The organism is Amycolatopsis sp. NPDC004368 (assembly GCF_053602515.1).
Genome location: NZ_JBSGDT010000017.1, coordinates 142374 through 163798, shown reverse-complemented (window position 1 = coordinate 163798; position 21425 = coordinate 142374). Strand labels below are relative to the sequence as shown.

Sequence of the window (21425 nt, the reverse complement as noted above, 5' to 3'; positions counted from 1 at the left end):
CTCAAGACCCCAGACCGGATCGACGCGGCCGCCACTCGGCCCGCCCGGACCCGCGGGGAACGAGGATCGTCGAGAACTCCCCCGGGGTCTCCGACATCCGCACCTGGTCGGTCACGCCCTGGTAGAGCCCGAGCGGCGTCTCGGCCGTGAACGTCTCCGGGTCCACGTACGCATGCCGCTCGCCGGTGCCCGCGACCGTGCGCGCGTACTCCTTGTCGAACACGCCGAGGCTGATGATCCACAGCGCGATGCGCGTGAGCGAGATGTGCACGCGGTAGCTGCCGCCCTCGGTCGCGCGGCGCATCAGGGCCGCGCTGATGCCGGTGGTGGCGAGCCAGGGCACGAGGTAGTCGTTGACCACACCGATGTGCGGCAGCACGGGCTGGTCCGGCGAACCCTCCAGCGTCATCATCCCGGCGACGCACCCTGCCGTCTGGTCGAAGCCCACGCGCTGCGCCCACGGCCCGCGTTCGCCGTGCAGCGAAACGGTGGTGTGGATGATGCCGGGCCGCAGCTCGGCCGCGCGCTGCGCGGACAACCCGAGCCCGGCGACGAGCCCGGGCCGGCGGTTGGCGTAGAAGACGTCCGCGCCCCGCAGCAGCTCGTGCACCTTGCCCAGCGCGGTTTTGTCCCGCAGGTAGTCCACTGTGGCCGAGCGGACGCCGACGTTGGCCGTCGAGTACGTCACCGGGTTCTCCCACTCGGTGGGGCGCCAGAGGTTCAGCGCGTCGGCTCCGTGCTGCGCCAGCGCGCGCCCGATCGCCGCGCCGGCGATCACGTGCCCCATGCCGAGCGCGCGCACGCCGTCGAGTGGCTGGCGCGCGCCGTCGGGCAGGGGTTCGGGATCGGAGTCGCCGATCTTCTCGACCTCGATGAGCGGCAGGTCGGCCAGCACGTCACGGTACTGCCGGGTTCCGAGGAATTCTTCCGTGCTACGGACCATCGGCATCACCAGGCCCAGCTCGGCCCCGGCGTCCTCCAGCTCCGCGGCGCTCCATCGGGCGACGGCGTTGGCCACGGCGGTTTCGTCGTCGTAGGTACGCAGGAGCTTGAGGGCGGCGGACTTCAGCTTGGGGTAGATGTTGAGCGGCATGACCCAGCGCCCGTCGCCGGCGCGGTAGAACTTGAGCGTGAACGGGCTGCCCGGATCGGCCGTGTTGGTGGGCGGCAGGCCGTTGATCAGCTCCCACTTCTTGTCGTAGAACGGGCACAGCCGGTGCGGTGCCGTGCGCACGTCCATGGCGATGTCCTGTCCCGGCCCGCCGCGGTGGCGCCACAACGCGGCCAGTGCCACGGATTTCGCGACCAGCCCGATCGCCGGGGCCGCACCGAGGCGCACCGCGCTCGGCACGATCGGGTCGGCGCCGAAGAACTCGACACTGCCGCCGCAGTCCTTTTCGGACAGTTTCGCGTCGGCGAGCACCTCGGCTAGCGCGGCGTGGATGTCGAAGCCGTCGTCGGCCTCGGAGCGGATCGGGTTGGCCAGCGCCGCCCGGATCCGGTCGGTGACGGTCATCGCAGCGCTCCCAGTGCCTTCATCACGGCGATCTGCTTCTCGTCCCGGGCCTTCGCCAGCTGTCCGATCGTGCCGCCGAAATCCTCGGACTGGGCGCTCAGCAGCGCGACCGTCGGCTCGTCGAGGTCGGGTGAACCCAGCTGGCCCCAGCGTTTGCGCAGGCCCGGGCCGAGGTGCTCCAGGAAGTGCGGCAGCCCACCCGCGCCGCCGCCGAGGTGGAAGCTCTCGAACGGCCCGCTCACCGCCCACCGCTGCCCGAGCGACGACGTGACCACCTCGTCGAGCTGCTGTTCGGTGACCACGCCCTCGGCCACGAGGTGCACGCACTCGCGGAAGATTGCGGCCTGCAACCGGTTCGCGACGAACCCGGGCACCTCCTTGGCGAGCACGATCGGCTTCTTGCCCAGGCTTTCGTAGAACTCCACCGCCCGCGCCACGTTCTCCGGCGAGGTCCGCTCCCCCGGCACCACCTCGACCAACGGAATGAGGTGCGGCGGGTTGAACGGGTGCCCGACCACGAGCCGTTCGGGCTGCCGCAACGCCGTGGCGATGTCGGTGGCGGGGAGGCCCGACGTGGAGGTGAGCAGCAGCGCGTGCGCCGGCGCGTGGTCCTCGATGGTGCTGAAGATCCTGTGCTTGAGGTCCAGCCGCTCGGGACCGTTCTCCTGCACCACGTCCGCCTGCACGACGGCCAGTGCGAGGTCGGGTTCGAAGCTCACCGCGAAGTCGGTCGGCAGGCCGAGCTCTCGCAACGCCGGTTTCAGCTCCTCAAGGCCCGCCTGCACGGTGTCCTCGATGCCCGGTGCCGGGTCGCTGACCGTCACGTCGAGGCCGTGGGCGGCCATCGGCCCGGCCCACGACACGCCGATGACCCCGCCGCCGACGATGGTCGCCTTCATGGTTTCCCCTCAAGCCAGGTAGTCGTGCACGACCGCAGCCCGGCCGAGCGTGAGGTCGGTCAGCAGGTGGCTGGCCGACACGATCTCCAGCACCGGCAGGTCGGCCAGCGGCGCGAGCGCGTGGGGCACGAGGTGCAGCCGCGCGGGCCCGGTCCAGGCCCCCTTGATGGTCACGTCGCTGATCCGGCTGCGCGCGAGCTCGCAGATCCGCGGCCGGCCGTCGTACCCGGGCACGATCTTGAGCATGAACGTCGGCGCGGTCAGCTCGGCGCGCGCCTGCGCTTCGTCGAGCACGCGGTGCTTGTACCCCATCGTGGCCAGCGCGACCTGGATCGAGCCGTAGTCGAGTGTGCCGACGAGGGTGTCGGAATCCGTGTACAGCCTGGGTTTGCCGAGTTTCTTCGGGTACGCGGCGACCTCGCGCCCGCTCGCGATGGCAGGGTGGCTGTCCACGTACATGCCGAGGGTGAACTCGCCGGCCTCGTCACCGTGGCGGACCATCGCGACCTGGCCGGACTCGGTGTAGTCGCCGAGACCGGTCACGTCGGGCATGCGCATCACCTCGAACCGCACCAGCGGCTCGTCGACGACCAGCGGTTCCGGCACGAGCGCCCGCAGTGCCGCCGGATCCGTCCGGTAGGTGATGTTCAGGTATTCGCGGTCGGTGAAGCGGTAGGGCCCGCGCGGAAACGCCGGCGCGGCCAGGGGCGTGGTGAGCTGGGCGAGGACCTCGTCCTCACGCATGAGCGATTTCCCACAAGATCACGAACCGGAACTTACCTGCGACTTTTCGCTGCCGCATCTCGGTCGCGGGCATGATGGGCACCATGGCCGGACCGACCTTCGACTTCGACGCCGAACTCCGTCGCTACCACCCGCGGTTGCGCGAGGCGGTCGCCGTGGGGCCCGACGACACCGTGCTCGACATCGGGTGCGGATCCGGGGCGACAACTCGCGAAGCCGCTCGCCTCGCGGCGCGGGGCAGCGCGCTCGGCGTGGACATTTCCGCGCCCCGGCTGGAGGAGGCGCGCCGGCTCGCCGCGGCCGAGAACGTGACCAACGTGCGGTTCGAGCAGGCCGACGCGCAGACGTTTCCCTTCCCCAGCGCGCACTTCAGCATCGCTTTCAGCCGCTTCGGCACGATGTTCTTCGCGGATCCCGTGGCCGCGTTCACCAACGTCGGGCGCGCGTTGCGGCCGGGCGCTCGGCTGGTGCAGCTGGTCTGGCAGACCAGGGACGGACAGGAATGGGTGTCCGAAATCAGCCGCGCTGTCGGGACTCCGCCGGAGCCGCACACGAGCCCGTTCACACTCGGCGACCCCGCCGTGGCCCGCGAAACGCTGACCACGGCGGGATTCACCGACGTACGGTTCACCGACGTGTCCGAGCCGGTGTGGTACGGCCCGGACCCCGCGACCGCCGTGGCCGCGGTCCAGCCGCTACAGCTGGTCGCCGGTGCCCTCGCTCACCTCGACGACGCCGCAACGGAGCGGGCGCTCGACCGGCTGCACGCGGTCATGGCCGCGCACCACACCGCGGACGGTGTGTGGCTCGGCTCCCGCGCCTGGCTCGTCACCGCGTCCCGAGGTGCCGGCTGAAGAACCGCACCGCGCTCGCCGCCTCGAACCGCGGCAACTGCTTGTGCCGGCCCGCGTTGGCGTGCAACGACTTCTCCGGCGAGGCGAAGGCGTCGAACAGCGCGAGAGCGTCTTCGCGCGGAATGTGCTCGTCGTCCCACTGGATGTCGAACTCGATCGGGATGGTGATCTGCTTGGCCAGATCGACGAGCGTCGAGGGCCAGAACTGGCCCAGCACCGCGGCCGTGATGCGGGGTTCGACCGCGATCAGCGGCACGCCGATCGCGGTGCCCATGTTGATGCCCCAGTAGCCCACGGGGCCGGGAATCTCGTCGGTCAGCGCGTCGAGCGCCGCCTGCCACTCGGGCACCGCGCGAGCGGCGATGTCCGCGTTGTAGCGCTCGACGATGGGGCCGACGGGTTCACCCGTCGCCATCGCCTGCTGCATCGCGGGAACCTCGCTCTCGTCGAGGTCCGTGCGCGGCCGCTCGCCGTGGCCGGGTGCGTCGAGCACGGCCACGGAGAACCCGGCGGCCACGAGGAGCCCGCCGCGACCGGTCATGGCCGGATGCTTCCTGTGGTTGCCGCCGCCGTGTCCGAGGAGCACGAGCGGGCCGGCACCGGCCACCGGGGTCCAGAGGACGCCCGGGGCGTCGCCGACGGTGAACTCGCGTTCGAGGACGCTGTCGGTAGAGGTTTCCGAAGTGAAGTACATGGCATGCCACCTTTCGGGAGTGCGTTCGGCGCTCCCGGCGACAGCTATCGCCCGACCACGAATCCCCGGGGGAGCACCCACATCGAACTGCTGAACATGGGTCTCACCTCCTCGAGCCGGGTCGCGATCGGGATCAAGCTACCGAACCCCGCGTCCCGGAGACAAATACTTTCTCTCACGCCGGCGTCACCACATAGTCCGCCCGCCGGAAACGCCGGGTTCGCCGCCAGAACTCGACGGTGCCCGCGGGCCACAGCACGGTGTTTCGCCCCGATTTCGGGTCCTGGTACCAGCTGCGGCACCCGCCCGTCTGCCACACGGTGGCGGCCATCCGCGATTCGAGCCAGTCGTTGAACGCGTCCTGCACCTCGGCCCGTACCTCGAACGCCTTGGCCCGCCGCAGGCGGCGCAGCGCGTCGACCACGTAGGATGTCTGGGCCTCGATCATGAACACCTGGGAGTTGTGCCCGAGCGCCGTGTTGGGGCCGACCATGAGGAAGAGATTGGGGAACCCGGCGACGGTGGTGCCGAGGTAGGCCTCGTTGCCCTTGCTCCAGGCGTCGGCCAGCGTGCGCCCGTCGCGGCCCTCGACCTCGAACCGGATGGTTTCCTGCGTTTCGAAGCCCGTGCCGTAGATGATCACGTCGGCGGCCACGGCCACGCCGTCTTCACCCACGACCTCGCCGGGCCGCACGGACGCGACTCCGCCGGAACGCACGTCGACGTGCGGCTTCGTCAGCGCCGGGTACCAGGTGCTGGAGATGAGCAGGCGTTTGCAGCCGATCGTGTAGTCGGGGGTGAGCCGCTCGCGCAGTGCTTCGTCGGCCACCTGCTTGCGCAGCAGGCGCCGGGCGAGCCCGGCGGTCTGCTCCAGCGCGGCGGGATCGGCGACGAACCCCACCGCCCGCTTTTCATGGATCCAGTACAGGCGATCACGCACGTACCAGCGGTAGGGCGGGAACCAGCGCGCCCAGAACTTGTGCCGAGCGTCGAACGCGCGGTCGGCCTTCGGCACGATCCACGGCGGCGTGCGCTGGAACACCGTCAGAGCGGCGACCCGGTCGACGATCTCCGGCACGAACTGGATCGCGCTCGCGCCCGTGCCGATCACGGCCACGCGCTTCCCGGTCAGGTTCACGTCGTGGCGCCACTGCGCGGAGTGGAACACCTCGCCGCCGAACGACTCCACGCCCGGCAGCTCCGGCACCGACGGGAAGTGCAGCGGGCCGACGGCCGAGACCACGAACCGCGCGCGGTAGGTCTGTCCCGTCGCCGTGGTCACGTCCCAGCGGCCGGCGCTTTCGTCCCACGCGGCGCGCGTGACGCGTTGCCCGAAGCGCAGCCGGTCGAGCAGCTTGCGCCGGCGCGCGACGTCGCGCAGGTACTCCAGGATTTCCGGCTGCCGGGCGAAGAGCCTGCTCCAGTCGGGTTTCTGTGCGAACGAGTACGAGTACAGCGGCGAAGGGATGTCGCAGCCGCAGCCGGGGTAGGTGTTGTCGCGCCAGGTGCCGCCGAGGTCGTCGGCCGCCTCCAGCACGCGGAACGATCGGAACCCGGCCTTGTCCAGCCGCGCGGCGACGCCGAGGCCGCTGAAGCCCGAGCCGATCACCACGACGTCGACGACTTCAGCCGGCATCGGCGAGCTCCCGCTTGAGGACCTTGCCCGACGGGTTGCGCGGCAGCTCCGTGACGAACCGCCACTCCACGGGCACCTTGAAGTCGGCCAGCAGCTGCACCGCGTGCGCCCGCAGGCTTTCCTCGGTCGGCGTGGTCCCGGGCCGCGGCACGATGACCGCGCGCACGCGCTCGTCGAAGATCGGGTCGGGCACCCCCACCACGGCGACCTCGGCCACGTCGGGGTGCTGCGCGAGCGCGCTTTCGACCTCGAGGCTGTAGATGTTCTCGCCACCGCGGATGATCATGTCCTTGAGCCGGTCGAGCACCCGGACGAACCCGTCGCCGTCGATCGAGCCGACGTCGCCGGTGTGCAGCCAGCCGTCCACGAACGTCTCCGCCGTGGCCTGCGGGTTGCCCCAGTACCCTGCGACGACCGACGGGCCGCGCAGGCACAGCTCCCCGACGGTGTCGCGCAGATCACGCGGCGGCTCACCCGGCAGCGCGATCGCGACCTCCACGCCGTCGACGATCGGGCCGACGCTCCACGCGTGGCTCAGGTACTCCTCACCCTCGGTGTAGGTGGCGATCGACGTCGCTTCGGTGAGGCCCCAGACATTGGCCAGGACCAGATCCGGCAGCTGCTCCAGAACCTGCGCCGGGAACGGCTCGGGCACCGGCGAGCCACCCATCACGAACAGCCGCAGCGACGACAGGTCCGCCCCCGCGTCTTCCGCCTTCAGCAGGATCAGCCGCAGCATCGCCGCGACACCGGCGAAGAACGTGATGCGCTCGGACGCTATGAGCGCCACCGTGGTCTCCGCCTTGAACGCGGGCGTGAACACGCAGCAGGCGCCGTTGGCGAGGAAGCCGATGAACTGCGACACGATTGCGGTGGCGTGGAACATCGGCGCGGCCACGAGCGTGCGTTCGCCGGGGGCGGCGCCGAGGCGCTCGCGCACGGTGCCGGCGTTGAAGAGGAGGTTGGCGTGCGTCTGCATCGCGCCCTTGGGACGGCCGGTGGTTCCGGACGTGTAAAGCAGGTGTGCGACGTCGCCCGGTTCGCGCTGCTGCCCCGGAAGCGCTGCGGCGTCGGCGGTTTCGCCGGTGTCGGCCGTGAGCACACCGGCGTCGACGGCGCCGGGCAGGTCGCGGTCGGTGATCACCAGCTTCGCGCCGGAATCGGTGAGCACGTGCTCGATCTCGGGGCGGGCGAAGCGCGTGTTCACGAGCACGCCGATGGCCCCGGCGAGCTGCAGGCCGAAGTAGCTCACCGCGTACCGCCAGCCGTTGGGCAGCAGGATCGCGACGCGGTCGCCGGGTTCGACGCCGAGCTCCCGCAGCCGCGTGGCGACCACGGCGGCACGGCGCACCATGTCGGCGTGGGAGATGCGGGTGTCGCCATCGACGAGGGCTTCGGTTTCGTCGTGTCTGTCGGCGATGTCGAGCAGCATTTCGGGCAGGGTTCTGGGCGACACGGGGGTCTCCTGTGTTGTCGTGGGGTGCTCGGGGGGTGCTCAGCGGTAGAAACCGCCGCGGGTGAGGCCGGCGCCGCCGTCGAGGCGAAGCGCCTGGCCCGTGGTGTAGCCCGCGGCCGGGGACAGCAGGTAGAGGACCGAGCCGACGACCTCGCCCAGCGTCGCGACCCGGCCCATCGGCACGCCGGCGAGCAGCCGCTCGCGGGCCGATTCGGGCATCGCGAGCACCTTGGGCGTGGCGAACAGACCGGGCTCGACGGCGTTCACGCGCACGCCGTCGCCGCCCCACTCCGCGGCGAGCGAGCGGGTGAGGCCGAGCACGCCGGCCTTCGCCGCCGCGTACGCCGCCTGGCCGGGCAGGCCGTCCTCCGCCGCGACCGACGAGAGAAACACGATCGAACCGGCGGATTCCTTCAACGCCGGGTAGGAGGCGCGGGCCAGCACGAACTGGGCGACGAGGTTCGCGTCCACATCGGACCGGAACTCGCCGATCGGGAACCGGCTCGCGCGGTGGACGGTGTCGACGATCCCGGCCGCGCCGACGACTGCGTCGAGCCCGCCGAGCCGCTCGGCCGCTTCGGCCACGGCCTGGGTGGCGGCGGTCTCGTCGGTGAGGTCGGCGACCAGGTGCTCGGGACCGGCCGCGGCGCGGTCGATGCCGACCACGCGGGCGCCCGCCTGCGTCAACGCGGTGACGAGCGCCTGCCCCAGACCACCGGCCGCGCCCGTGACCACCGCGCGGGTGCCCGGCCGTGGCAGGGGTGACCAGTCGTGTTCCACCATGAGATCCTTGTCCCGTGTCGATCGATTGATCGACACCAAGGCTAACCAGGTGGAGTTCGCCGCGTCAACGTGTCGATCGTACGATCGGCACGTTCGTCTCCCCCGCTCTTCACCGGAAGGAGGGCCATGGCCAGGAAGAAATCACTCGACGACGGGCCCGCGCTCCGGGACCTGATCCTCGAACGCGCCAGTGAGCTCTTCCACGAACGCGGCTACAGCGCCACCTCGATCCGCGACCTGGCCGACGCCGTGGGCATCTCGTCGTCGACGATGTACCACCACTTCACCAACAAGCAGCAGGTGCTGCACGCGATCGTGTCGCGGTTCATGACCGATTTCGTCGACGCGACCGTGCCCGTGCTGCGCGACGCCGCGCTCCCGCCGGGCGAACGCGTGCGCCGGGTCGTGCGCCTGCACCTCGAACTGAGCGACGACCGGCGCCCGGAACTGCTGGTGGGCAACCCCATCCGGTACGCGCTCGACCCGGCGCAACGGGCCGAGGGGATCAAGCTGCAGACCGCGTACCACGACGCGTTCCACGACGTGCTCGCCGAGGGTGCCGCGGCCGGCGAATTCCGGATCGACGACGTCACCGTGACCACGATGGCGGTGCTCGACATGCTCAACGGCGTGCGCGAGTGGTTCGCACCGGCGGGCCGGTTGACGCGCGAGGCGATCGTCGCCCAGTACACCGCACTGGTGCAGCGGCTGCTCGGGACGTGAAAAAGCCCCGGCCGACGGGGTCGGGCGGGGCTGTCTGCTTGCGCGGACTTACTTCGTGGTCGCGACGGCAGCGCTCAGGATGATGTCGGTGACCTTGTCGGGCCGGGAAACCAGCACCGCGTGCGAGGCACCCTTCACCTCGACGGTGTGGGCGTGGGCGCGCTGGGCCATCCACTCCTGCGCGGCCGGCGGGATGTTGTGGTCACCGGTCGGGATCAGGCTCCACACCGGCTTCTGCTTCCACGCCGGGGCGGTCGAGGCCTCGGCCAGCGCGGCCATGGTGACCGGCCGCTGCTCGGCGGCCATCAGCTTCGCCTGCGACAGCGGCAGGTCCTGGGCGAACTGCTTCGGGAACAGGTTCTGCTTCACGTAGAGGTCGGTACCACCACCGGGGAGGGCGACCTCCTGCAACGTGTTCCCGAGCGTGCTGCCCGGGAACTTGCTCGTGAGGCCGAGGCCGGTCTCACCGGTGTCGGGCAGGTAACCCGCGATGTAGACCAGGGCCTGCACCTTGGGGTCGTTGTACGCGGCCTCGCTGATCACGTTGCCACCGTAGGAGTGCCCGACCAGCACCACGGGCCCGTCAACGCTGTCCACGAGGGCCTTGATGTAGGCCGCGTCGGAGGCGACCCCACGCAGCGGGTTCGCCGGCGCGATCACCTGGTAACCGCGCTGCTCGAGGCGCGCGATCTCGCCGTTCCAGCTGGACGCGTCCGCGAAGGCGCCGTGCACCAGCACGATCGTCGGCTTCGCCTTGGCCGGAGCGTGGTGGTCGGCCTGCTGCGGCGCGGCCGACGACGGCACCGCCACGAACACGGCGGCGGCGGCGAGCGCGACGGTCGCGGCGGCGATCCGGCCCAGACGAGTACGTGTGCGCATCTCTTGCTCTCCTCAGGAAGTTCGGGGCTTCGCTTGTGCGCAACTATGTTGCACACAACTTAATTTCGCTACGTGACGTAGGTCTCAGCATCTGCGGGAGACCTGCCGTCCCACCGGGTCACAACCCACTCGACCAGCAAGCTCTTCGCGCCGGAAGACGCCCAGGGTTCGTTCGGGCGTGATGGCTGCCCATCGGGCACCGCCAGGAATGCCTTCCGACCGGCACCCGGAAGTGGGCTCAGCGCCCCGACCAGGCCAAGTAGGCCAGCGCGACCTCGGTCGTCTCCGCGGCCCACTCGTCCCAGGACAGGCCGTCGGACCAGTAGTCGCTGGTCGCGGCCCGGTGCACCGCCGCGCCGAGCACGGTTCGCGCCGCCATCCGCACCGCCGCCGACGGGTCCGGCCGGCGAACTTCACCGAGGTTCGGACCAACGGCGTCGAGGAACGCCTGCTGGATCGCGGCCAGCGCCGCGAGGCCCCGGTCACGCCCCTCGGCCCGCTGGGCGTCGAGGAGCTCCGGGAAGATCCGGCCGTGCCGCGCGAACGTCCGCGCCAGCGCGGCGACGAACGCACCGACCACCGCCCGCAACCCGGCCCCGGACGCCCCCAACCCCTCGCCGACGCCACTCTCCAGCCGCCCGAGCAGCTGATCTTTCACCGCGAGCAGCAGCTGATCCTTGCCGGAGAACCGCAGGTAGATCGTCCCCACCGACACACCCGCCCGCTCGGCGACCGCGCCGACGGTGAACTCCGCGATCCCACCCTCGGCCAGCACAGCGCCGGCGGCATCGAGCACCTTCTGCAGCGACTCCCGGCTGCGTGCTTGCCGGGGCGGACGGAAGCCGGCGGAGCGGGCCCACGGCGTTGGTGAGCATCGAGGTGCACGGCGCGCACGTCGACTTCCCGGTCTTCGACGCCAAGACGACGGCGATCGGCTCACCCCGTCGGGCACAACGGCGCCGGTAAGTCCACCCTGCTGCGCATGCTCTCGGGCATCTACGAGCCGACCCGGGGCTCCACCCGGGTCGTCGGCAGGATCGCGCCGGTGTTCGACCTCGGCGTAGGTCTGGACCCGGAGGTCTCGGGCCGCGAGAACATCTTCATCCGCGGCCTGTTCCTCGGCATGTCCCGCCGGCAGATGGAGAGGCGGATCGAGGACATCGCCGAGTTCACCGAACTCGGCGCCTACCTCGACCTTCCCCTGCGCACCTACTCGGCCGGCATGCGCGTGCGGCTCGCGCTCGGCGTGGTGACCACCATCGACCCCGAGATCCTCATCCTCGACGAAGGCCTCGGCACGGTCGACGCGGCATTCCTCGCGAAGGCCCGCGCCCGGCTGATCGACCTCGTGCGGCGCTCCGGGATTCTGGTGTTCGCATCGCACGCCGACGAGCTGCTGCGAGACCTGTGCACCACCGCCGTGTGGATGGACGAAGGCCGGATCCGCCTGCACGGCTCACTGCCGGAGGTCCTCACCACCTACAAGGGCTGACCGTCCCCCACAAAGGACTCAGCCGAGCCCGGACGCCGCCGGCACCAACGCGTGCCGCACCGCGAGCGCGGCGGCCTCCAGCCGCGAATGGACCCCGAGCTTCACCAGCACCCCCTGCACGTGACTGCGCACCGTGGCGGTGGAGACCCCCAGCCGGCGGGCCATCGTTTCGGTCGTGTCGCCGTCGATGAGCATGGCCAGGCACTGGCGTTCGCGGCCGGTGAGAAAGCGTTCTCTCAAGTCGACGTCGCGGGAGCGGTCCGCGGTGGGAGCGGTGGTGCGCGCGGGGACGTCGACGAGGGTTTCCCCCGCGATCACGCGGTCGATGGCGGTGATCAGCTGCTCGATCCCGCAAGTCTTGTGCACGTAGCCGGCCGCGCCGGAGCGCAGGGCGTCGGCCACCGCGCCGTTGCCGGGGCTGGCGGTGAGCATGATGACCTTCGTGCCGGGGCTCGCCGCGAGCGTGGCCGCGACGCCGTCCTCCACCGGGCCGGCGCCGAAGTTGCGGTCGAGCAGGCAGACGTCCGGGCGGGTCTCACGCACCAGGTCCACCACCTCGGACAAGGTGCGGGCCGTGCCCACCACCTTCAGCCCGTGCCGCGCCAGCAACCCGGCCAGCGCTTCGAGGAAAACCTTGTGGTCGTCACCCAGGACGATGCTCGTCATTCGTGCTCCCCTTCACTCAGGTGGCTGGGGAAGACGATCCGCACGCACGTACCTTCCGGCTCACCCGGGCCGACCAGCGCCTGCGCCCCCGACGCCTCGGCCAGGCGCGCGACCGTGACCAGGCCGAGCGACGCCGTACCAGGCGGGATGCGCCCGAACCCCGGCCCGTCGTCCGTGATCGACACGGTGACCGGTGAGTTCGCGGTCAGCTCCACGCGGACGTGACCATCAGGCCCCGCGGCGCGGACCGCGTTGCCCAGCACGTTGGCCAGGATTCGCCACAGCACCGTGCCGTCCGCGCGGACGGCCGCGGCCGCGCCGTCCGCGAGCACCACCGAAGGCTCGCTGACCCGGTCGGCCAGCTTCACCAGCTGCGCCAGCAACGGGCGCAGCGGCACGATCTCCGCGTGCGTCTCGGCGGCCAGCGCGTGGGCGACCAACGTGCGCAACCGCGAGACCTGCTCCCCGATCAGCTCCACGCCGGCCACGTCCTTCAGTTCCGACTCGACCAGGTAGGCCAACGTCGTGATCTCGTGGCCGAGATCGTGCAACACACCCCACAGAGCTTGAACGGTCCGATCTTCGCTGCGGCGCCCGGTCGCCGACCGGCGTTCCGGCACGGTTTCCATGGCTTTTTCCCTCGCCTTTACTTTCCCCGACCGAGGGGTGTCGTCCCCGATCTTGGGGGCGTTACTCGCGCATAACCCGGCCGGTGAGGAAAAGGCGGAAATCAGCTTTCGTGCGTGACACCGCTCGTGGTGACCAAGATCTTCCACGGCCCCGGCGGCACCCCGGCGTCGTCGGTGAACTGCCAGTCCACCCGATCGTTCTCCCCGTTCAGCTCGGTGAATCCCAGGCATCCGTTCAGTGCAGGTGAGACGTCCATTCCCGCGCCGTTGAAACGATCATTCGCCGGCCGGGCGTCGTCCGTGCCGAACACGTACTCCGCGTCGTCGTAACGGCCCGGACCCGCGTCCTGGATCTGCCCGTAGCAGGTCTTGCCGCCGTGGCGGATGCGCACCCAGCGATTTTTCAACAGGCTGTAGCTCGGATCCGAAACCCGCGCGGAATACGGTTCGGCCCCCGCCCACGGCACCACGGTGGCCCGTTGACGATTGGCCACCTCGTCTCCCACATCGTCGAAGGGGAGGTCGAGGTAGAACGGATTCTCCCGCGGAGTCATGCGTGTGGGGAAGAATCCGTTGGCCGCGGTGCGCGGTTCGGTCTCGCAGTTTCCCGTCCTGACCACGCCGTCGCAGCCGCCGTAGTGCTCCATCCACCGGTCGTCGTAGGCGGACTGGACCTGACTGCCGTCCTCGGCGTTCGGGTCGAAGATCTCGCCGACCCAGAAGGTCGTCGCCACGATTCCCGTGTGCCACGGGTAGCCCGAGGGCGGCGGACCCGCCGGCGCGCCCGCCCCAGGGGAGTGGACGGGCGCGCCGGTGCAGGACGCGGTGATCATCACGGCCGCCAGACCCCACACCGCGTACCTGATCCGGGTCGCTGCCCGGCGAGGACCGGGCAGCGACGGCGGGCGGACGTCAGTCACCAGGCTCCACAGGAGCGATGACCTGTCCGGGCTGGGCACCGACCAGCGGCTTCGCGTTGCGGCCGAACGTGCCGGCCCTCACCGAGTTGCGGCTGGTCACGCTGAACCGTTGCGGGCTCGTGGTGGACGCCTGGATGGCGGCCGCCGCGGCCGAACCGGAACCGGCGGCGAACGAGTAGTCGTCGGTCGTCACGGAACCGTTGGCGATGAGCGCGAGGCCGAAGCTCATCCCGACCGCGCCCGCGGGCGCCGGCGGCGTGGTGAACGTGCCCTGCGTCCAGTTCGGAGCCGCCGCGAGCCAGGGACCTGCCGTCCAGTAAGTCCAGTAGCCCTGCGCATTGCGGTAGTACAGCGCGAACTGCGTGATCGCCGTGGACTTGTACCAGACCCCGAGGGTGTACGTGCTGCCCGCGGTCACCTTGGGTGTGCAGGAGCCGAGGTCGAACGTCGGCAACAGCTTCGCGTCGCCGTCGGTGTAGTTGGCCACGTCGAGCTTTTGGGCGTACGTGCCCGTGTGCTTGTCCGTGGTTCGCGTCCACGTCGGTGTGTTGCCACCGTAGCCGCCCGGCATGTAGCAGTCGGGGAAGTTGGTGCCGCTCGTCGAGCTTTCGAGCGAGGTGTTGACGAGGCCGGTGTTCGTCGAGGCCGGCGCGGTCACGATCGGCTTGACCGTGCCGCCGATGGCCTGGTTCATCGTCTTCACCGTCGTGCCCAGGCTCTTGCGGGCGTTCAGCCACGACAGGAACTGGTCGAGACGTGTGGTGGAGATCGACAGCTCGTCGCAGCCAGTGCCGTCGCACACGTGGTGGAAGGTGAAGGTGAGCAGACCGCCGTTGGGCTCGGCCGCGGTGACCGCGCTCTGCATCTCGGCCAGCGTCCAGGTGTTGTCGTCCTGGTCGAGGGCCTTCAGCTCGTACGCGTCGGCGGGCTTGGTCGTCTCGGCGCGCGGACAGCCGGCGCACCCGTGCGCCGAAGCCAGGTCACCCAGACCACGGGCGCTGTTGTAGCCGCATGTCCTCGCCGTGTTCTTCACCGCCGTGTTCAGCGACGCGTACGGGTACGCGAAGCTCGTGACGGAGAAGCCCATGCCGGCCAGCGCCGCGCGGTCGTTGCAGATCTGGCGCTTGGCCTCGTCCGCGGGCACCGTCGTCAGGTCCGGGTGCGACACAGTGTGGCCGCCGATCTCGTGCCCGGCGTTCTTGATCGTGTTCAGGTTGGCCTGCGTCAGGTAGTTCGCGGCGCCGACCGACCCGCTGATGATGTAGAAAGTGCCCTTCATGTTGTACTTCTGAAGGATCGGCAGCGCGCTCATCTGGTCGGCATTGCCGTCGTCGAAGGTGAGTACCACGCCCAGCGGCCGCGCCGGCGAGGCACCCGAGGTGGAACTGCCCACCACCAGCGCGGGCAGCACGCACAGCAGCGCGGCCGCGCAGACCGCGAGCCGTTTGCGGGCCCGGCGGAAGTCGAATCCCTTGCGGGCCTTGCGGTGTTTCCGCGTTCGTTTCATGCGTGGCCACCAAATGATCGGGGATACCTCAGCTGACCGTATGGTCGAAACCCGGGAGCCGGATCCCCCTGCGGGACGAGCCTGCCTACCGCAGATGCCGGATCTCCGTCATCTGCATGAGCCGTCTTTCGCACAGCTGGCTGAGGACAACCCGATCCACGGCCTGTTTGCTGTGCGGCGTGGACATCACCCGTCTGTTCCTGATCGAGGATCACCGCATGGTGGCCGACGTGCTCAGGTCAAGCCTCGCCGCGGTTCCCTGGATCAGGGTGGTCGGCACGCGCGCCACCTCCGATCCGGCACTGCGCTCCGCGCTCGTCGCGCAGCAGCCGGACGTGGTGACCGTGGAGCTCGAGTCGCTCCCCGATTTGCGCGAACGGGTGGGCGCCTGGCGTGAGGCGGCCCCGAGAGCCCGCTTCGTCGCCCTCACCGCGAGCCGGGACCGTGATCTCGCGGTGAGCGCGGCCCACGCGGGGATCGACACCTGGATCCCCAAGGAAAGTTCGCTCGAAGACCTGCTGGACCGCGTGCGGGACGCCCGCGCCGGGCACGCGTGGTACCCGCCGGAGCTGCTGGCGGTGCTGTTCGACCGGCTGCGCCGCGACGGCGCCACCCCCCGCCGACCGGCTTCGGGCCCTCTCGACGTGCTGAGCGAGCGTGAACGCGAGGTGCTGGTGGCGATGGTCGACGGGGACCGCAGTGACCAGATCGCGGCACGCCTGCAGCTTTCCCGCAACACCGTGCGCACGCACACCCGCAACCTGTTCCGCAAGTTGAAAGTCCACAGCGGACTGGAAGTCGTCAAGATCGCCCGAGCTGCCGGCATCGAGCCCCAAGGCGAGGCGCCGGCACGGAAAGGGGAACTCCCTTGACCCTCATGGCCGAAACCCCCCTCACCGAGGCCGAGAGCCTCGCTTGCGTAGCCATCGTCGGCATGGGCTACGTGGGCCTGCCGACCGCGCTGGGCCTGCACGCCGACGGCGCTCGCGTGCTGGGTCTCGACACGAGCGCCGACCGCCGCGCCACGATCCTGGACGGTGAACCCGACCTCGTCGACGCCGATGTCGCGCGTCTGGAGCTGGCGCGCCGCGACGACCGCTTCGACCTCACGGGCGACCCCGCGCGGCTGGCCGAGGCCGACGCGGTGATCGTCTGCGTCCCGACGCCGCTCGACCGTTACCTGACACCGGATCTGGATCCGTTGCGCTCGGCGTGCCGGGCCGTCGTCGAGCACGCGCGGCCGGGACAGACGCTCGTGCTCACGTCCACCAGCTACGTCGGCACCACCCGGGAGCTGCTCGTCGAACCGTTGCGGGACAGAGGTCTCGTGGCCGGTGAGGACGTGTTCGTGGCGTTCAGCCCCGAGCGCATCGATCCGGGCGTGCCCGAGCACACGCAGCTCGGCACGCCACGCGTGGTGGGCGGCTGCACAGCGGCGTGCACCGGCAACGCGCGTCGGGTGCTGTCGAGGTTGACGCCGCTCGTGCACGAGGTGTCGTCGGCCGAGGCGGCGGAGCTGACGAAGCTGTACGAGAACTCGTTCCGCGCCGTGAACATCGCGCTGGCCAACGAGTTCGCCGGCATCTGCTCGACGCTGGCCCTCGACCCGATCGAGGTGACGCGCGCGGCGGCGACGAAGCCGTACGGGTTCATGAGCTTCTACCCCGGCCCCGGCGTCGGCGGGCACTGCATTCCCTGCGACCCGCACTACCTGCTGTGGCAGCTGCGCGAGGCTCACGGCAACGCGCCCCTGATCAGCCAGGCGATGACGTCGATCGCGAACCGGCCCGGCCAGGTGGCCGACCGCGTCACGGCCACGCTTTCGGCCGCCGGACGTGGGGTCGCGGGCGCGCGGATCGTGGTGGTGGGCGTGACGTACAAGCCGGGTGTGCGTGACCTGCGTGAGTCCTCGGCGCTGGAGATCATCGAGCGGCTGGCGGCCGGCGGGGCGAAGGTCGATTACCACGACCCGCTCATCCCGGGGCTTCGCCTGGGCGGGCGGTCGTACCAGAGCATCCCCGATCCGCACGGCACGGATTTCGACCTCGTGCTGATCCACACCGTCCACCCCGGACAGTCCTACGACTGGATCGAGCACTGCCCCTTGGTGCTCGACGCCACCTACACGTTCGACGCGGCCACTCACCGCGAACTGGTCTGAGTTTTTCCGGCTGAGAAAGGGCTTACTGATGCGGTGTTTGGTGACCGGCGGCGCGGGGTTCATCGGCTCCCACCTGACCGAGCGGCTGCTCGGCGAGAACCGCGAGGTGGTGGTGCTCGACGACTTCAGCACCGGCACGTCGCAGAACCTCGCGGCCGTCGCCGGCGACCCGCGGCTGCGGATCGAGCGCGGGTCCGTGTGCGATCCGGACGCCGTGGAGTCGTGCATGGAGGGGGTCGAGCAGATCTACCACCTGGCCGCGGCCGTCGGGGTGTTCACGATCATGCAGAAGACGCTCCACAGCCTGCGCACCAACTTGCTGGGCACCGAGGTCGTGCTCGACGCGGCGCGGCGCCACGACGCCCGCATCCTGGTGGCCTCGACCAGCGAGGTGTACGGCAAGAACACCACGATCGGCCTTCGCGAGGAGGACGACCGCGTGGTCGGGTCGCCGCTGAAGAACCGGTGGTCCTACGCCGAGGCGAAGGCGCTCGACGAGACGTTCACCTACCTCTACAGCAGTGAGCTGGGCGTGCGGACGGTGCTGGTGCGGCTGTTCAACACCGTCGGGCCGCGGCAGCGCGGGCGTTACGGCATGGTGGTGCCGCGGTTCGTGGATCAGGCGCTGACCGGGCAGCCGCTCACGGTTTTCGGCACCGGCCGGCAGACGCGGTGTTTCTGCCACGTCCTCGATGTCGTGCCCGCGCTCGTCGCGCTGCTCGACGACGAGTCGGCACACGGCACCGTCTACAACCTCGGTAGCCCCGAGCAGGTGAGCATCGAGGAGCTGGCCACGCTGGTGATCGCGGCGACGGGGTCGGACAGCTCCATCATTCGCGTCCCGTACCAGGAGGCGTACGGCGCTGGGTACGAGGACATGCAGCGGCGCGTGCCGAACTGTGCGCGCGCGGCGCAGCAGGTCGGTTTCCGCGCGGTGCACAGCCTGCGCGAGACCATCGACGCGGTCATCGACGACCGGCGGGCGCAGTTGCGGACCGCCGTCGCCGGTTGACAGCGCATCGGCCGACCCGGTCGCGTCGCCGCGGCCGGGTCGCCGTGCTCCTCGTCTGCGAGCTGCTCGTGCTGACGTTGCTGCGAGACGGTGGAGCGCGCGCGGCCGTGCCGCCGCACACGATCGCGTCGCTCCCCTACTGGAACCTGGCCGAAGGCACGTCGACGGTGCAGGCGCACACGTCACAGGTCACCGAGGCGTCGCCGTGGCTCTACGGCCTCGACTCGCAGGGGCGGCTCGTCGCGCAGTCGCGGCGCACCGAGGATCTCGCGCGCCTGCGTTCGTCGGGCGTCGACATCACCCCGACCATCGCCAATGTCACCGAGGGACGCTGGCACCCGCAGATCGTGCAGCGCATCCTGCACGATCCCGCAGCGACCGCTCGCCACATCGCCGACATCGTGGCCCTCGTGGTGCAGGGTGATTTCGCGGGCGTCGACATCGACTACGAGGAACTGCGCTCGACGGACCGCGCCGTCTTCACGGCGTTCATCTCCCGATTGGCGGAGTCCTTGCACGCCAGCGGGAAACGGCTGTCGGTCGACGTCTTCGCGAAGACGATGGACGCCGGCTACGACGAACGCAACCGCGCCCAGGACTACGCCGCCCTGGGCCGCGCGGCCGACCAGGTGCGCCTCATGGCGTACGACTACCACTGGCAGACCTCCGCTCCCGGCCCGATCGCGCCCGAGGGGTGGGTCCGCGACGTGCTGACGTACGCCACGTCGCAGATCCCGCGGTCGAAGCTCGTGCTCGGCGTGCCGATGTACGGCTACGACTGGGTGGGACACAACGCCGTCCCGGTCACGTGGGTGCAGGCGTACGGCCGCTCGCGGGAGTTCGGCGTGCAGGTCGAGTGGGACGGCTTCAGCGAATCACCCCACTTCTCCTACACCGACGCTTCCGGACAACGCCACGATGTGTGGTTCGAAAACGCGTACAGCGCCTCGATCAAGTTCGCCCACGCCCGCCACTTCGCGATCGGCGGCGTGTTCCTCTGGCTCTTCGGCACGGAAGACGACCTCGTCTGGTCGAAACTCGACACCTACTGGACTCGCGCGGAGGCACGATGATTCCCCTGTGGCTGCTGGTGATTTTTGTCTTCGGGGTGAACTTCACGGTGTGGGGCACGGCCGGCCTGGCCCGTGCGATCGAGAACCGCGCACGGTCGCGTGGGTCTTCGACACCGGCTCGGCCCGGGTCGCGGGTGTTGCCACGCCCCTCACCCGTACCGCGCCCGTCACCGGTCCCTGGGCCGTTACCGCTGCCCCGACCGAAGTCCGCTCACGTCGACCTCTCCCGGGTCGCCGTACTCATGGCCGCGCACAACGAAGAGGTCGTGATCGCCGACTCCCTGGCCGCCATCACCCGCCTGGTCCCGGCCGCCAACGTCCACGTCGTCTCCGACGGCTCCACCGACCGCACGGTCGAGCTCGCCCTCGCCGCCGGCGTGAACGTCACCGAAACCCCCACCAACGTCGGCAAGGCCGGCGCCCTCCAGGCCGGCGTGGCCCACTTCGCCCTCGCCACCCGCTTCGACGCAGTACTCCTGCTCGACGCCGACACCCGCCTCGACCCGGGCTACTTCGACGCCGCCCTCCCGGAATTCGACGACCCCTCCGTGGTCGCCGTCGCCGGCTGCGCCGCCACCGACTGGACCACCGCCCGCCGCGGCTTTCTCCCCTTCCTCTTCACGGCGCACCGCTCCCGCATCTACGCGCTGCTGCAACGCCTCCTCAAGTTCGGCCAGACGTGGCACCGCACCAACGCCGCCCTAATCGTCCCCGGCTTCGCCAGCCTGTACCGCGCCAAGACCCTGCCCCTCATCGACATCAACCCACCGGGCTTGGTCATCGAGGACTTCAACATGACCTTCGAGATCTACCGCAAACGCCTCGGCAAGGTCGGCTTCTCCCTCCGCGCCATCGCCGTCACCCAGGACCCGGACTCCTTCCGCGACTACATCCGCCAGACCCGCCGCTGGGCCCTCGGCTTCTGGCAGACCGTCAGCCGCTACCGCCCTCGCGCGGACCTGTTCAGCGGCATGCTCGCGCTGTACGTCGTGGAGCTCGTACTCGCCAGCCTCTTCATGGCCCTGCTGCCCCTGATGACCCTGCTGCTCCTACTCGCCCTCATCCCGGGCTTCTTCTCCGTCCCCATCGCCGGCGACGTCACCCTCGCCATCGGCCACTACGTCAACCTCCCCACCATCGCCTTCGGCATGCTCGTTCCTGATCTTCTCCTGACCCTCATCGTCACCATCATCGAACGCCGCGCCCGCTACCTCCTCATGGCGCCCCTCTATCTCCCCCTCCGCTGCATCGACGCTTGCGTAGCCCTCTGGACCCTTCCCAGTGCCTTCCGCGTTCGCTCCTCGGGCCTCTGGACCAGCCCCACGCGCCGCGCGGCAGACGCGGCAGTGACTGCTGGACCTGTTCCTTCGGCCGCCCTCACGCCCCTCACCACGGGCTCGACCGCAGCTTCGGCCACCCCCTCGACCCCCGCTGCCGCCACCGCGACAGCCACGCCCTCGACCCCCGCTGCCGCCGCCGCGGGTTCAGCCACGCCCGTGGCCGCCGCCGCGACAGCCACTCCGACCGCGGAACCTGCAAGCGGTGCTTCCAGCGCAGGCAGCCGCGTTCTTCCATCCCCCTTCCCTCGCGACGTTCCCCTCCAGCCCCACTCCCCCAATCCGACACCGCCCTCGCCGCCAACCGCCTCCACCACTCCCGACACCGAAGCAGCCTGGCCACCCGACTGGCCCCCGGAATTTCCCCCCGACCCGTTCCCTCGGGAAAAGGTCAGCTGAGCCCACCGCCCGGCCGGCTTCACCACTCTCGCGGGCGAGGTCCAA

At 70.3% G+C, this 21425-nt stretch carries 20 protein-coding genes and 1 pseudogene; 8 read left to right on the top strand and 13 right to left on the bottom strand.

Features of this window, described 5'->3' with window-relative positions; genetic code table 11:
• Position 1: 1 nt before the first annotated feature.
• From ACWEOE_RS23930 to ACWEOE_RS23920, 3 genes are read right to left on the bottom strand one after another with little or no spacing between them, the layout of a single operon-like run.
• Positions 2-1516: a CoA transferase gene (locus ACWEOE_RS23930; protein WP_452012650.1), complete on the bottom strand. Its 1515-nt coding sequence runs from the start codon at positions 1514-1516 to the stop codon at positions 2-4.
• Positions 1513-2415, bottom strand: a complete 903-nt coding sequence (locus ACWEOE_RS23925) for a 3-hydroxyacyl-CoA dehydrogenase NAD-binding domain-containing protein (RefSeq protein WP_452012648.1) — start codon at positions 2413-2415, stop codon at positions 1513-1515. Before ACWEOE_RS23925 ends, ACWEOE_RS23930 begins: the two co-directional genes overlap by 4 nt.
• A 9-nt stretch (positions 2416-2424) precedes the next feature.
• Positions 2425-3159, bottom strand: a complete 735-nt coding sequence (locus ACWEOE_RS23920) for an acetoacetate decarboxylase (RefSeq protein WP_452012647.1) — start codon at positions 3157-3159, stop codon at positions 2425-2427.
• An 83-nt stretch (positions 3160-3242) separates the two neighbouring features.
• On the opposite strand from ACWEOE_RS23920, the gene ACWEOE_RS23915 reads away from it, so the two are divergent.
• Positions 3243-4013 (top strand): class I SAM-dependent methyltransferase, encoded by a 771-nt coding sequence (locus ACWEOE_RS23915; protein ID WP_452012646.1) that lies wholly within the window; start codon positions 3243-3245, stop codon positions 4011-4013.
• Here ACWEOE_RS23915 and ACWEOE_RS23910 read toward each other — a convergent pair.
• The 4 genes from ACWEOE_RS23910 to ACWEOE_RS23895 form a co-directional block, all read right to left on the bottom strand.
• Entirely contained in the window at positions 3988-4707 is a 720-nt protein-coding gene (locus ACWEOE_RS23910; protein WP_452012645.1) for an alpha/beta hydrolase, read from the bottom strand. The genes ACWEOE_RS23915 and ACWEOE_RS23910 overlap by 26 nt on opposite strands.
• A 175-nt stretch (positions 4708-4882) precedes the next feature.
• The gene (locus ACWEOE_RS23905) at positions 4883-6343 is read right to left on the bottom strand and encodes a flavin-containing monooxygenase (RefSeq protein WP_452012644.1); all 1461 of its coding nucleotides are present in this window, start codon (positions 6341-6343) and stop codon (positions 4883-4885) included.
• Positions 6333-7799, bottom strand: a complete 1467-nt coding sequence (locus ACWEOE_RS23900; RefSeq protein WP_452012642.1) for a class I adenylate-forming enzyme family protein — start codon at positions 7797-7799, stop codon at positions 6333-6335. Before ACWEOE_RS23900 ends, ACWEOE_RS23905 begins: the two co-directional genes overlap by 11 nt.
• A gap of 39 nt (positions 7800-7838) precedes the next feature.
• Positions 7839-8579, bottom strand: a complete 741-nt coding sequence (locus ACWEOE_RS23895) for an SDR family NAD(P)-dependent oxidoreductase (protein WP_452012640.1) — start codon at positions 8577-8579, stop codon at positions 7839-7841.
• A 129-nt stretch (positions 8580-8708) separates the two neighbouring features.
• Here ACWEOE_RS23895 and ACWEOE_RS23890 point away from each other — a divergent pair, with 129 nt between their 5' ends.
• Positions 8709-9305, top strand: a complete 597-nt coding sequence (locus tag ACWEOE_RS23890) for a TetR/AcrR family transcriptional regulator (protein ID WP_452012639.1) — start codon at positions 8709-8711, stop codon at positions 9303-9305.
• Between the two features lie 48 nt (positions 9306-9353).
• On the opposite strand, the gene ACWEOE_RS23885 is transcribed toward ACWEOE_RS23890, so the two are convergent.
• Positions 9354-10184 (bottom strand): alpha/beta fold hydrolase, encoded by an 831-nt coding sequence (locus ACWEOE_RS23885; RefSeq protein WP_452012637.1) that lies wholly within the window; start codon positions 10182-10184, stop codon positions 9354-9356.
• A 238-nt stretch (positions 10185-10422) separates the two neighbouring features.
• A complete protein-coding gene (locus ACWEOE_RS23880; RefSeq protein WP_452012635.1) occupies positions 10423-10980 on the bottom strand; it encodes a TetR/AcrR family transcriptional regulator in 558 nt (185 codons plus the stop codon).
• A 68-nt stretch (positions 10981-11048) separates the two neighbouring features.
• Here ACWEOE_RS23880 and ACWEOE_RS23875 point away from each other — a divergent pair.
• Positions 11049-11676, top strand: a pseudogene (locus tag ACWEOE_RS23875) (ABC transporter ATP-binding protein).
• An 18-nt stretch (positions 11677-11694) separates the two neighbouring features.
• On the opposite strand, the gene ACWEOE_RS23870 reads toward ACWEOE_RS23875, so the two are convergent.
• The 4 genes from ACWEOE_RS23870 to ACWEOE_RS23855 all read right to left on the bottom strand — a co-directional run bounded on the left by ACWEOE_RS23870 (position 11695) and on the right by ACWEOE_RS23855 (position 15398).
• On the bottom strand, positions 11695-12342 hold the full coding sequence (locus ACWEOE_RS23870) for a response regulator transcription factor (protein WP_452012634.1): 648 nt from the start codon (positions 12340-12342) through the stop codon (positions 11695-11697).
• A complete protein-coding gene (locus tag ACWEOE_RS23865; RefSeq protein ID WP_452012633.1) occupies positions 12339-12971 on the bottom strand; it encodes a sensor histidine kinase in 633 nt (210 codons plus the stop codon). The genes ACWEOE_RS23870 and ACWEOE_RS23865 overlap by 4 nt, the downstream gene beginning before the upstream one ends.
• Positions 12972-13072: 101 nt before the next feature.
• Complete coding sequence (locus tag ACWEOE_RS23860) at positions 13073-13891, bottom strand: hypothetical protein (RefSeq protein ID WP_452012632.1); 819 nt, start codon at positions 13889-13891, stop codon at positions 13073-13075.
• Positions 13884-15398, bottom strand: coding sequence for a polysaccharide deacetylase family protein (locus ACWEOE_RS23855; RefSeq protein WP_452012631.1), 1515 nt, complete (start codon positions 15396-15398; stop codon positions 13884-13886). The genes ACWEOE_RS23860 and ACWEOE_RS23855 overlap by 8 nt, the downstream gene beginning before the upstream one ends.
• A gap of 179 nt (positions 15399-15577) precedes the next feature.
• Between ACWEOE_RS23855 and ACWEOE_RS23850 the strand changes: the two genes are divergently transcribed.
• The 5 genes from ACWEOE_RS23850 to ACWEOE_RS23830 are packed head-to-tail and all read left to right on the top strand — an operon-like array spanning position 15578 to position 21380.
• Positions 15578-16270 (top strand): LuxR C-terminal-related transcriptional regulator, encoded by a 693-nt coding sequence (locus tag ACWEOE_RS23850; protein WP_452012630.1) that lies wholly within the window; start codon positions 15578-15580, stop codon positions 16268-16270.
• A gap of 5 nt (positions 16271-16275) precedes the next feature.
• On the top strand, positions 16276-17559 hold the full coding sequence (locus ACWEOE_RS23845) for a nucleotide sugar dehydrogenase (RefSeq protein WP_452012629.1): 1284 nt from the start codon (positions 16276-16278) through the stop codon (positions 17557-17559).
• A 28-nt stretch (positions 17560-17587) separates the two neighbouring features.
• Positions 17588-18571 carry an NAD-dependent epimerase/dehydratase family protein gene (locus ACWEOE_RS23840; RefSeq protein ID WP_452012628.1) on the top strand — a complete coding sequence of 328 codons (984 nt, stop codon included), beginning with the start codon at positions 17588-17590 and terminating at the stop codon, positions 18569-18571.
• Positions 18568-19644 (top strand): glycosyl hydrolase family 18 protein, encoded by a 1077-nt coding sequence (locus ACWEOE_RS23835; RefSeq protein ID WP_452012626.1) that lies wholly within the window; start codon positions 18568-18570, stop codon positions 19642-19644. Before ACWEOE_RS23840 ends, ACWEOE_RS23835 begins: the two co-directional genes overlap by 4 nt.
• On the top strand, positions 19641-21380 hold the full coding sequence (locus tag ACWEOE_RS23830) for a glycosyltransferase (protein ID WP_452012625.1): 1740 nt from the start codon (positions 19641-19643) through the stop codon (positions 21378-21380). The genes ACWEOE_RS23835 and ACWEOE_RS23830 overlap by 4 nt, the downstream gene beginning before the upstream one ends.
• Positions 21381-21425: the final 45 nt, after the last annotated feature.